This is a genomic window from Prevotella pectinovora, assembly GCF_041323955.1.
Lineage (GTDB): Bacteria > Bacteroidota > Bacteroidia > Bacteroidales > Bacteroidaceae > Prevotella > Prevotella pectinovora.
Window position 1 is genome coordinate 184,031 of record NZ_JBGLIV010000001.1, and the last position, 12,891, is coordinate 196,921.

Sequence of the window (12,891 nt, forward strand, 5' to 3'; positions counted from 1 at the left end):
CTTTTTGGGATTATTGTCTCGCTTTCTTGGTCCTTGACTTATATGCGATTCCCACTCCAAGAAGGATAAACACCACCAGGATGCTGATCATCTGAGGCACATAGTGTAGCGGTTCAACCCATATCTCAGTGAACATGCCGTTACGGGCAAACACCTCCACAGCAGTCCAGAACACGATCACCGTGGCTATAGACATTCTGATGTTTGGGCCCCAGGCACGCAGTTTCAGCTGGTGGCGGAACATGAATACCGCTCCGATGACGCATCCCACGGCGCTGGCGATGGTGACAGGATGGCTGTCGCCAAAGAATTCAGGGTCGTAAACGAACATAAGATACAGGTAGCACGCCCAGTTGATGAGGTTGAACTCCAGGAAGGTGGTGATGGAAGCGTGGTGGCTCATATTGCTTGGCACCACCTCGTTGCGCTTCTCGCGGAAGAACACCTTCTGCAGCCAGTTCATGAAATGGCATCCCGTCTTCGAACTGAACACATAGAGCACCATGAACATCACGAAGAAGCCGAACGATGCCGGCAGAATCAGATATTCGGGACGCGAACCGCGCATAGCCTTCAGTTCGGCAGGCGGAATGCTGTTCACGTCAACACCATTGATTAGCATCTGATGGTTCACTCCGATGCCGTTCACGTATTCCGTTGTGGTCTGCACAACTCCAGACCCTACAAGGTCGTAATGCACTCCGAAGCGTGCGGCGAAATATCCGAACATGAATTCCACCCAGCCTGTCCAGAACAGCAGTGCGCCGAAGAGTCCCCAGATGGTGCGCTTGGTGTCGCCCTTCACGAACACTCCGATCACCGCCATCGCCAGACCTACAAATCCCATGATGACAGCACTGGTGTTCACGGCGCTGTGAGACATCGTGTCTTCCATGATTCTCATCATGGCATGGCCGAGAGGCATCGTGAACAATACAAAGACAAACGAGGTGATAGTCTTCCCCCAATACTTCTTTTTGTTATTCTCCATAATTATGGTTGCTTAATATAAATAAAAATGTTGAAATTATGAATTCAATCCAAAATTACGGATTTAGTTCAGAACAACAAACAAAATGTTCACCGCCTTAAGAAATATTATGAAGTCAGGAGCCTTTTTCTGTCAAAATACCTACAATTAGGTATGGCGTTTCTTACCCCAAAACGACATAATGACCTCTAAGTTTGCAGAAGATTGCGACGAAGTCGCATAAACTCCAAAATAATCAAGGTAAAACTATGATTGCTAAAGACAGTTTCGTACCTTTGTTGTAAAAAGGTAGAATCGGTCTGTCGAAGAGGTAAACCAGCTAATGACCCAGCCGTAAAGCTATAAATCGTTTAGGTCCTCATCGACATAGTTGCAAAGACCAGATAGAAAGTTATCGGCTCTGAGCCTTGTTAGAGTGTTAGTCCATACAACTATTGACCAATTCTACACAATATAACTCGTACAAAGTTATGAAGAATTTATTTATCGGAGTTGATTTTTCGAAAGAAAAAGTTGATGTGGCTATCCTTTTTGCAGACGGACTGGCAGAAACCGCTGCTAGAGTGTTCAACGAGTTCAAGACAACCGTGTCTGGCTATAGGCAGTTGGTCAAGTGGGTTGAGCAGAATTCCTGCGGTATCGACTCGTCCTTGTGGCTCTTCTGTGGCGAGAACACGGGCGACTACAGCAAGGGACTGTGCAACTTCCTCTACGGTAAAGGCTACGACATGTGGCTTGAGAACGCAAAGAGCATCAAAGACGCATCTGGTCTTAGACGATTGAAGTCTGACCGTGCTGACGCCTCGATGATTGCAGAATACGCCATGAGGAATTACGATAAAGCCGTTATGCACGAGCCTCTTAGCGAGTCGCTTACACAACTGCGTGAGCTGTTCCTATACCGTCAGATGATCGTAAGACACAGATGCAGTTTTCAGGTGCGTAGAGGCGAAAAGCGACTCACCATGGAGAAGTCGCCAGTCAAGACAATGATTTCGCAGAGCGGACGGCACATCGTCTCTGAACTCAATAAGGAGATAGAGAAGATAGATAAGCGCATTGCCGATCTCATCAAGTCGGACGAGGAACTCACCGAGGTGTTCACCATCGTGACCTCGGTGCCTGGCATAGGAACGCAGAACGCTGTGTGCCTGATGGTGTACACCGACAACTTCCGGCGTTTCAACTACGACTCACGCAAGATTGCCTGCTATTACGGCCTAGCTCCATTTGGCAAAGATTCGGGAACCAGTGTGCATTCCGATCCGCATGTACATTATATGGCTAACCGCCAGATAAAGGCCATGCTGACGCAAGCGGCACTAGCTGCCGTCAACTTCAATCCCATTATGGCGAGGTACTACATGCGCCTCGTAGAACGAGGAAAGAAGAAGCAGGTTGCACTGAACAATGTCAAGAACAAACTTGTACATTTGGTCACAGCCATGGTCAGAAATCGCCAAACATTCACCCCTGAATATAAAATCTCAGCATAAATTGAAAATAATGGTCAAAACATTTGGATATTAACATAGAAAGCGATTTGTAGCTAAAAACAACCTCTCTTTTGCTATGTTGACTTGCTTAAATGATGTATTTTGTGGCAAAATGCGAATGCATTTGAAAAATATTTGCACAAAATGAAAGGCTTTTAAAATAAATGGTATATTCAGCCCCCAAACGCTCATTACACCGTTTGGGGGCTGAAAAAAGAAATATTGCTGTTTGGAGGAAAACTCCAGGCAGCAATATTTCTTTTTAAGCCAAATCGATTATTTTTACTTGTTGCGACAAGATTAATTAGAACAGGTTATTTTAAGCACTGTTCAATCAAGTCTTTTGCACTATTGGCGTGAAATACATTTCCTGTCTTGACATCGTTAAGTGCCTCTTCAAGTCCAGACATCTGTTGTGAGGTGTTGTTTATAGTCCATCCGAATTTTTTTGCTAAATCCTTGAGTAAGGACAAATCCATTTTGGGAATTGTTATTGAGGTCGTAAGTGTAGAAGTATTCATATTTTTGTTGTTTAAAGTGATTAATGCAAAAATAATTATTATTTCTTTAAGTTGCAAGAGTTTTCTTGTGAATCTTATTTGTCACTAACCTCCAATCTTCTTTGAACTCATTATTAGATACAAGAAAAGATATGATTGTTTCACTTTCTTTCGTCTGATAGCACAGAAAAGTTACACTTTTCAGCTGAAGCAGTCAAGAAATGGTGCAGTTTCCCCACGCCAAGGGGAATTTTGCAGGCATGGTTCTTTGTCAGTATAAAGAACCGGCACTTGTTTGTGTTTTTGTTCATTCCCGCTTTTGATTTGTATGAGTCTGTTGTTCTTCCGCCAATATCATTTTCATCAGTTCGGCATTGGCTCTGTTGTTGATTTCAGCGTTTCTCGTTTCAGAAAGATAGTCGAGAGTGGCAGAACATTCGCCGGTAATGTCAACGCCTATTACCTCCTCATGGGCATAGATAATGCGGAGCACGGCTTGAAGCCGCAATAGCGACATGTCTCCATTGCTCCAATCAGTGACGGCGTCATGCTTTCTCAGCACGTCCTTGTCGATGGAGATGTAAACAGGCTCATGTATCAGTCTGCCGGCTTTTGAAGGCCATGCTTGATGATGGTCGATTTCGTCCTGACTATAGAACAACACCTTTTCTCTGAGATGAACAGGTATTTGGGAAATCAGTTCATCCGAAGCCCCCACGATAATGATATTTCTGACAAGTGGGTTCTTTTCCAACACATCAGTCACCCATCCTCCACACGACACGACGCCGTTCCATTGCGGTTCTTGCATGTCGGGATGATGGTCGAAGACAATCAGCGAGAACGGTTCCTGCAGTCTGGATACCCAATATTCAGTGAGATAATGGAAATCGCCGGAATCTATGAAATGCAGAGCCTTGGCAGGAAATGGTGAAAGTCTGCGGTTCAGTTCCTCCCTTGCCTGCTCATCACAATAGCAGTCCACGCCATTGATGTCGCTACAGTCAACATGGGTGATGTTCCGGTTTGAGGCAAACGATTCATAATTGTATATGCCTGTGAAATTCAGGAGTATGATGGGAAGTTTCTTTATCATGGATGCGAAAATACATATTATTCCCGATAGTGACAATAAAAAAAGCGTCTTTTGCCTGTTTTTTTATCCGTCCATCATGAATGTGCATCCTGACCTTGAAACTATGTCTGCAGATTCGCCATACAGGCAATCAATCATCTTTTAGGCATGATTCCAATCAATTCCTAATACCTGTATAATGCCTTTCTAATCAAAAATAGGATTTTTTTGTAATTTTGCACCGTAATAACAAGATATTCTGGTTCTTCCGTTAAATGCATAGATAGAAAAAAAAATTTTATATTATGATAAAAATAAAGCTGGCATCATCTATCTTTGTAGTGACCAAACTCAATGATAAATGAATGCCAGCATAATGCATAAAGCTTTTGGCATATCCTTGCAAGAATGTTTGGATATGCGTTGCGAAAGTAATAAAATAGTTTTGAATATCCAAACTCCATCAGACAAACTTTGCTGTCCGGAGTGTGGAAGCCATAATGTAGTCCGTAATGGTTTCACGGCCAGACGCTTTGTGAGCGTGCCGATAGGTTGTTCAAAGACTTTCGTCGAGATGAAGATCCAACGTGTCAAATGTTCTGATTGTGGCTGCATAAAGAACGAGGATGTCGATTTCGCAAAAGGCAAGCGCAGGCATACGACCGCTTTCGCCAATATGGTTATAGACTTGTCGCGCTTTGCAACTATACAGGACATTGCATGGTTCCTGGATGTATCTTGGGACATGGTGCGGAACATACAGATGGAGTTCCTGCAAAAGGAGTATGGCAGCCCTGACCTTTCAAACCTCAGATACATATCCATAGACGAGTTCGCTACCCACAAGGGACAAGTTTACAAGACGATAGTCGTAGACTTGGAAACCGGGCGGATTGTCTTTGTAGGTGACGGTAACGGCAAGGCTTCGCTTGAGGAATTCTGGAACAAGCTCGGAGACAGAAAGAATGACATAAAAGCCGTATGCACAGACTTGTCGTCTGCTTATACGGGGGCGGTAACGGCAAATCTCCCCAATGCCTCTCTTGTCGTGGATCATTTTCATGTGGTAAAGCTCATGAATGAAAGGATAGACCAGTTGCGCCGCCAGTTGTGGCATGCTGAGAAAGACGTTAACAAGCGTAAGGTAATCAAGGGCACGCGCTGGATATTGCTGAGAAACGGCAACGACATCTTTGACGCAAAATACAAGACAAGACTTGACAATGTGCTGAACTTGAATGAACCGTTGATGATTGCATATTACCTGAAAGAAGACTTGAGGGAAATATGGAACCAAACCAACAAGGATGATGCAGAATTGGTGCTAAACGAATGGGTGCGGCAGGCCATGGATTCAAAAATACAGCCATTGGTCAAAATGGCTGCTACCTTGCGGGCCTACAAGCCATATATACTTGCATGGTATGACTACCCGATATCAAATGGCCCTACTGAAGGTATAAACAACAAGATTAAAGTGCTGAAAAGACAAATGTATGGATTCAGAAATGATGAATTCTTCACGTTAAAGCTATACGCTCTACACGACAAGCGTCTACGCATTTAACGGAAGAACCGATATTCTTAACGACAGAATAATAGTATACTTACGGAAGAGCACCGTTTTTTTAGATTATGAAGACAACGAGACGCAACATCCTTCTGTCGGCACTATGCTGCATCAGCACCAGTATGGCGAATGCACAGAGTTTCTGGGGCAACTATACCACTGAGTGGCAATGGGATATGAATAAAGGTACCAATTGGGTGAACCTGCTGCGACTGGAAATGAGCGTTCCGCTATGGAAGGGCGGTTCCTTGGAAGCCGCTACGCTGCATGTGGCGAAGACTGGCGACGGCATCATCGACGACTGGCAGGGATTCTCAAACATAGAGGCCGACAATATGTTTGCCGGCATTGCCGTGTTGGGATATATGCACGAATGGAAGGCAGGACACCTGTTCGTGGGAGTGAGAAACGTGAATGAGGATTTCTTCACTTCCGATGTCACCGCACTCTTCACTAACAGTTCGTGCGGCATCTTCCCTACAATCGCCGCAAGCTATCCGATAGCCAACTATCCACTGTCAGGCCTGACGGTATATTTCGACGTGAGCAAGGGAGGATGGATATTCAAGAACAGCTTGTATAATGGGGTAGGCTACAACGGATGGAAACACCATGACAATCCGTTCATCGTCAATCCAAAGCGTGAGGGCATCTTCAACATTTCTCAGCTGGAGTATTCCTGGCGTGGCGCTTTGTATTATGCCGGAGTTACTCTCCATACCCGCCGGTTCGTCTTCGACGACGAAGGTGAGATGGCGCCAGCCGATGAGGCTGTCCACAAGACGAGCTGCGCCTGGTGGGTGTATGGCGAACAGCCGGTGTGGAAATCAGACGGGAAGACCATCACCTGTATGGCACAATATTCAGAAAACACCTGCCGCGAGAGCGGTTGCTACCGTTATGCTGAGGCTGGAGGCGCTTATACCGACAGTCTCAACATGTGTGGCATCTCCGGACAGTATGCACAGTTCTGTCAGGACAATGAATTCTCGCTGGAACTGACATGGCGGCGACAGCTCACCAAGTCGATAGCCATACAGCCGTCATTCCAGTATATCAACAACGGGAACGGAAACTTCACTGTGCTCAGCACACGCCTTTGTTGCAGTTTCTGACAGAGAGCACATTGCCCCGCATAAAAAAATGGTCATTAGGGCTGTAATCCTAATGACCGATCAAACAAGATCCCCTCTTCTAAAAAATCAAGTTACAGGCCAGCGCTAATGGCCGATTGGGGTTAAGGAAGAAGCGGTTTTCCTACACATCCGCTTGGTGCCTGTACATGTAGCAGGGCAGCTATAGTAGGAGTGATATCCGTCATCTCCGTGAGTTCTGTGGTGCTGCCGTGGCTTACGCCCCATCCCATGAAGATGAGGGGGATGTGTGTGTCGTAGGGAGTCCATGCTCCGTGGTCGGTGCCTTTCATGCTGTGGGCATAGAAACCAGGTTTGAGCACAATTTGCACGTCACCGCTTCTGCCGTGGCAATAACCGTTGATGATGCGCCGTTTCACGTCGTCGGGAATGGTGGCAGTCATCACTTTGTTCATATCGCAGGCATAGTGCACGGAAGAGTCTGTCAGCAGTTCGTCAACGACACATTGTTTGATGCTGTCGTAGTCGAGATGCTGCTGGCGGATTCTGGCGATATCGAAGAACACCTGATAATTCATCACCTCACTTACTATTTTGCCACAACTGGGGAATGTCTCTGAGAGTCTGGCATTGAGACGGTCGGCGATTTCAGAGTTGCTCCATGCCCCAGCCGGGATGCGACGGTCTTGAAGGAAGCGGGCGTTGTTCATCGCTCCATGGTCGGCAGTGAGGAACACGAGATAATTCCCCTTGCCCACCTTCTTGTCGAGATAGTTGAGGAAGTCAGCGATGCTGCGGTCGAGTCTGAGATATGTATCCTCAATCTCAACGGCGTTGGGACCCACCTGATGGCCGATATAATCGGTGCTCGAACAGCTCACAGCCAGCAGGTCCACATCATCGTCTTCGCCAAGGTGCTCACCCTCTATTGCGGCGCGGGCCATATCGAAGGTCAGAGAATTGCCGAACGGTGTCTTGCGTATAATCTCATAACCATATTTTTTGTATAGCGACGGCAGGTCGAGAGGCAGTAGCGCCTTTTCGCCATCCTTGATGCCGTCTTCATATTCCGTGTTGTCGGCAGTGCTCTCGATGTAGGAGTCTTTGGGATATATTGTCTGCCATTTTTCAGAGAGATATTTCTCGGCGTGCCTCTCGCAGTTGAAACGAGTCACCCATGCGGGTAGCTTGTCCATATAATATGTGCTTGTCACGAAATTGCCAGTCTCGTCGTCAAACCAGAATGCCCCGTCTGGGTTATGTCCGGCAGGAAGGATAGAGGCACGGTCTTTCAGCGAAACGCCTACGACCTTAGATCGACCGTTGGTGGCGAGTTTCATCTCGTCGCCGATTGTGGTTACCCACAGGTTGCTGGGCGACATTTGTCCTGATTCGCTCTTTGTCCCCACGGGATTCACCGTTTTGTCGGTGGTGCAATACACCTTCTTGCCGTCTTTATAGAAGTTGTTGCCAGCAATGCCGTGTATCGTTGGCACGCTGCCGGTATATATACAGGTGTGGCCTATCGCCGTGACCGACGGGATATATGGGATGCGAGTGTTCTCGAATGAATATCCCTGGTTGAGCAGGCGTTTGAATCCACCTTCGGTATAGCGCTGTTGATAACGGTAGAGATAGTCCCAGCGCATCTGGTCTATCACGATGCCCACCACGAGGCGAGGTCTTTGGAATGTCAGGTTAGCGGACTTGCCGTCCTGTGCCTGCATGCCGCAGCATGACAGGAACAAGGCTGCAAGAACTGTGATTGTCTTTTTCATTTTCAAATCTTTACTTTGTTTCTTTATCCCCAATCGGTCATTATGATTTACTTGGATTTTAGTGTTTTAGAAGAGTGGATTTCAATCGTCAGACCGTCTGGAAGTATGGTAATTACATCCATGCTCCGAATCGTGAGCTTGGCAGTGGAGCGGTGAAATAATAGTTGATGTCGTTGTTGCTGTCGAGGAAGTTCACCTTCTTCATTCCGAAGAATGGGAGTCCGCCGGGGAAGAGACGGCTGAAATCTGTCACACCGCCAGAGAGGGCAGGACTGCCGGGCTGAAAGTTGAAATCCCATGTCTTGTCGAAAGCCAGTGGAGCACCTTTCTCCAATTTGTCAGCTTCACAGTTGATGTCCATATTGTCGCTTTGACGGAAATTCTTGAAGAGCGGGTCGAGCTGACCAGCCACGCTGCTCTTGATGTCGGTGTCAAACCATATAGCGAGCGATGCTCCCTTTGCCATCTGCTCCACGCCCTTCTCTGTAGAAGCGTAATAGTAGTTGGGAGTGAGGCGGCTGTGCTCAATGTCTACACCATCTTGTTTCGGCTGCTTCAGACCGTAGCGGCAATCATATACGAGGTTGTTCACGAAGACTGGCTTTGCTGCCTTCTCCACCCATACCGAACCACCTTTCTTGTTCTTGGAGCGGCGCCATCCGCAATCCACTATGGTGTTGTTGTAGACAGTCATCTCAGTGAGCGGAATCACTTCGCTGTTGCCGGCATTAGAAAGCTTGAAGGCATTGGTGCAGGCATTGTAGATGACGTTGTTGGCAACGTCGAGCTTGCAGCCAGCTTTCACGTTGATGGCCTCGCCACCGTCGGCGGCATTGCCGGAATCGGCAAAGATGTTGTTTACGATCACGCCGTTGCCGCCGGTGAAGTATGTCTGGTCGTTGTAGTTGTCGTGGAAGAAACTGTCAGCAATGACGAACTTGCCGTTCACATTGCAGAAGTGGAAGGCAGGCACACCGCCGTCGATGGTAGTCTTGAACAGTTTGTTCTGGAACGATGCCGACGATTCCGTCGGTGTGGCTCCGGCATAGGCGATGTTGACATGGCTGAGCACTACCTCCTCGGAATTGTATCCGCAGATTATTCCTCCCCAGTCTTCAGTCTTCTTGGTGTCGGAAGTGAAAGTGACCGGCTTCTCTGCCGTTCCCATACAATAGAGATTGCCAAGCACTACGATTTCTACAGGCACCTGAACCTCCGACTTGCATGTCACGGTGACTCCTGGCTCGATGTATAGCGAGGTGCCGACAGGTATCTCTACGCTCTCGCTCAGAGTGGTGTCCTTGGTCCATACCAGAGAGCCCTTGGGATATTCAGCCATGGCGGTCTTGATTACATCGGCAGAGCCTTGGTTCCCGTTGCTGCCGTTGCCGTTGTTGTTAACGTAATCGTATGGATTGATGTTGTCGTTCTCGCAAGATGTTGAGAACAATGTTGCAGCTGCCATAATCAGCGCACTGTATATTACTTTTGACCTTGTCATTTTATTTCTTTTTTTGTGATTTGGGTTTCTGAAAGCTAAACACTCTTTGCATTACAGTTTGTATCTCACTCCGAGAAGGAACGTCCTTCCGTATTTGTATGTTCCCACGATGGTCTTGTCCTTCTTCTGTCCTTCGTATTCCAGATTGTCCGGGTTCACGGTCTTCAGATATCTCTCGCGCTTTGCGTCGAGTAGGTTGTTTGCCTTGAAGAATATCGAGATGCCGTTTTTGAACTGCTTCTCGGCGCTGAAGTCCAGACCGAACATTGCCTTGTCCCACTGGTCGGCATTCTTGAATGGCGAGACGAGAGCGAGTTTGGTGCCTGTAAACGAGGCGGCGAGTTGTGCGTTCCATCCGTTCTCCGTGTCTTTGTAGAGCAAGGAGAGGTTGGCGGTGTGAGGGGCCTGGTTCACGAGCGGACGGGTCTGTGTCACTCCTGTCTTATACTCAGCACTGCCCTCCTGGTATTCACGCTTTGATGTGGTGATGCGGGAGTGGGTGTAGGTGTAGTTTGCCTTCACACCGAAGTGGCGGATATATTTTATCACGTCGATCTCGAAGCCCATGTTCTTGGCGTTACCGAGGTTGTCTGGCATATAGTAGGCATCCGTTCCGGCACCGATCTTACCGTCTGAAGTAACGAACACCTGCTCGATAGGATTCTTCAGGTATTTATAGAATACGCCGACGAGTATCTGCTCCGTCTTGCTTGGAAACCATTCCCATCTCAGGTCCAGATTGTCGATGCGTGCACGTTTCAGGTTCGGGTTACCTTTCTCCTGATATTCCTCGCCTTGAATCTGATAAGGCACGATTTCATAGAATCCCGGACGGTTGATGCTGCGGTAGTAAGAGAGTCTCACGTTCATCTTCGCTGTCGGTGTCCATTTGAGCGATGCCGATGGCAGATAGTCCCAATAGCTCTGTTCGCCCACCTGTCCCATATTGCGGAAATGCTGAAGCATAGTGTATATCTGATTGGTGTGCTCAGCACGGAAACCGGCATACACTTCGCCTATCCTGCTCTTCAGAGTCACCATGGCATAGGTACCGCCGATATGCTCCTTTGAGTCGTAGTTGAGCTGTGAGGCTTGAGAATACGGAGTCTTGCACACCCAGTCGACATTGGCAAACTGGTCATAGCCGTTGCCGTCGAGCTTCTGCGAGATGTCGGCAGGATTGAAGATATACGAGTAGTATCTGTTGCTGCGCTCCTTGCGGCGATATTGCGCTCCGGCTTTCCATAGAGCGTCAACGCCGTTGCCGAAATGCGTGTCGTATGAGAGGTTGATGTAGCCTGCCCAATCGGTATCTTTGTTGTGCTGGAATCTGCGTTCGGCGCTCTTCGGCAGCGTCCTCGTGATGTTCTTGTCTGTGCTCCATATCAAACCGTCCACCACGTCGCCTTCGGCATTGGCATCGCGGCTGACGGTATTGGTCAGCGTGACGTATGTCCTGTCGGGGTCTTCCTCCCTGGCCTGTGAGAATATTCCCGACCAGTCCACGGTGAAGTCTTTAGTGAGATGATGCGTTCCTTTCAGGTTTGTGGCGAAGATGCTCTGTGTGGTAGATGTAGAGCGCACCTCGTCGTCCTGTGTGTATGAGTCGGCAGCGATATATTCGGTGCTGATGCCGTTGTTGTAGCGAACGCCTTTTGAGTTAGACCTCACGTACATGTTATACCATTCCAGCTTGTGTCCAGGCAACGTCAGGTCTATCTTGGCGTGCAGACCGGAGGTCAGGTCGTGGATGCTGTAGTAGCGGTGGTGCAGGTTTGAGATATACATCGCCTGTTCTCCCGATGCCATCTTCACCGAGTTGTATGTTCGCTCAGTGCCACGGAAGGTGTTCTGGATGCTTCCGGCGAGCATCACTCCGAGACGGTCTTTCCAGAAACGGTTGCCGATGCTCAGCCCGCCCACGAAGTTTGGGGCAGGAGTGAAATGGCTCTTCAGACGCACCGGACCGTTCTTGAAGTCGCTCATCGTAGCCTTGTAGTCAGCGCCGTTAGCCTCGTATGGCGACTTGTGGGTATAGTCAGAACGGTCGGTGGTGAGATAGTCTCTGCCGTCTTTCCAGAAATAGTCGGTGGCTCCGATGGCGGCGTTTGCCTGCAGCTGGAAGCGAGAAGGAGCGTCCTTCATCACCATGTCCACCACGCCTCCTGCCGCATCACCCTCCATATCGGCGGTGAGCGACTTTGAAACCACCAGACGGTCCATCATGTCGGATGGGAAGATATTCAGAGGCACATAGCGGTTCTTGTCGTCGGGGCTCGGAATCTTCACGCCATTCACGAGCGTGTAGTTGTATCTCTTGTCCATACCGCGCAGGATGGCATAAGAGGCTTCGCCGGAGGCATCGCGCTCCATGGTGACTCCCGACACGCGCTGGAGCACGCTTGCCACATTCACGTCTGGCGAGAGTTGGATGCTCTGCTGGCTCATCACGTTGAGCACTGTTCCGGCATTCTTCACCGTCTCCACAGCACTGCGGTCGGAACGGTATTCGCGGCGCCCCGTGACCACTACTTCGCCCAACTGTCTGGCATCTTCGTCCATGGCGATTGTCAGCTGTCCGTCCTTGCCGTCTTTAGCCCCTTTGGAGTAGTCTTTTGCCACATCCACCACTATCTCCTTTGTCTTGTATGACATATAGGTGATGACGAGGGTGAACTTGCCTTTGTCGGGCAGTTCATGCAGAGAGAACGTACCGTCGAGGCCTGTAGTAGTACTAACGTTGGGCAGTTCCTTCACCCGCACCACGGTGCCGATGAGCGGTTCGCCCGTCTTGTTATCCTTGACTATGCCGTCGAGCGTATGAGCGCTGACGGCTGTAGTCGCAGCGGCAAGAAGAGCCGCACTGAAAAGAATCTTCTTCATCTG

9 protein-coding genes are annotated in these 12,891 nt (G+C 48.5%); 3 read left to right on the forward strand and 6 right to left on the reverse strand.

The features are described 5' to 3' along the window. Positions 1-10: 10 nt before the first annotated feature. The gene (locus ACDC99_RS00720; protein ID WP_022317226.1) at positions 11-991 is read right to left on the reverse strand and encodes a hypothetical protein; all 981 of its coding nucleotides are present in this window, start codon (positions 989-991) and stop codon (positions 11-13) included. Positions 992-1,461: 470 nt separating this feature from the next. Here ACDC99_RS00720 and ACDC99_RS00725 point away from each other — a divergent pair, with 470 nt between their 5' ends. Further along, positions 1,462-2,487 carry an IS110 family RNA-guided transposase gene (locus ACDC99_RS00725; protein ID WP_370755368.1) on the forward strand — a complete coding sequence of 342 codons (1,026 nt, stop codon included), beginning with the start codon at positions 1,462-1,464 and terminating at the stop codon, positions 2,485-2,487. Positions 2,488-2,801: 314 nt separating this feature from the next. Here the strand turns inward: ACDC99_RS00725 and ACDC99_RS00730 are convergent, their stop codons facing one another. Together ACDC99_RS00730 and ACDC99_RS00735 are read right to left on the reverse strand one after the other, a co-directional pair. Continuing rightward, a complete protein-coding gene (locus ACDC99_RS00730; protein WP_022317069.1) occupies positions 2,802-3,008 on the reverse strand; it encodes a hypothetical protein in 207 nt (68 codons plus the stop codon). A 286-nt stretch (positions 3,009-3,294) separates the two neighbouring features. Then, entirely contained in the window at positions 3,295-4,083 is a 789-nt protein-coding gene (locus ACDC99_RS00735; protein WP_370755370.1) for an arginase family protein, read from the reverse strand. 340 nt (positions 4,084-4,423) lie between these two features. Here ACDC99_RS00735 and ACDC99_RS00740 point away from each other — a divergent pair, with 340 nt between their 5' ends. Further along, the gene (locus ACDC99_RS00740) at positions 4,424-5,629 is read left to right on the forward strand and encodes an ISL3 family transposase (RefSeq protein ID WP_042517111.1); all 1,206 of its coding nucleotides are present in this window, start codon (positions 4,424-4,426) and stop codon (positions 5,627-5,629) included. Positions 5,630-5,697: 68 nt separating this feature from the next. Continuing rightward, a complete protein-coding gene (locus ACDC99_RS00745) occupies positions 5,698-6,747 on the forward strand; it encodes a carbohydrate porin (protein ID WP_370755372.1) in 1,050 nt (349 codons plus the stop codon). 122 nt (positions 6,748-6,869) lie between these two features. On the opposite strand, the gene pafA is transcribed toward ACDC99_RS00745, so the two are convergent. From pafA to ACDC99_RS00760, 3 genes are all read right to left on the reverse strand, one after another. Then, positions 6,870-8,504 (reverse strand): alkaline phosphatase PafA, encoded by a 1,635-nt coding sequence (gene pafA, locus ACDC99_RS00750; protein ID WP_370755374.1) that lies wholly within the window; start codon positions 8,502-8,504, stop codon positions 6,870-6,872. Between the two features lie 112 nt (positions 8,505-8,616). Then, the gene (locus ACDC99_RS00755; RefSeq protein WP_022317064.1) at positions 8,617-10,005 is read right to left on the reverse strand and encodes a right-handed parallel beta-helix repeat-containing protein; all 1,389 of its coding nucleotides are present in this window, start codon (positions 10,003-10,005) and stop codon (positions 8,617-8,619) included. 51 nt (positions 10,006-10,056) lie between these two features. Further along, entirely contained in the window at positions 10,057-12,888 is a 2,832-nt protein-coding gene (locus tag ACDC99_RS00760) for a TonB-dependent receptor (RefSeq protein WP_370755377.1), read from the reverse strand. Positions 12,889-12,891: the final 3 nt, after the last annotated feature.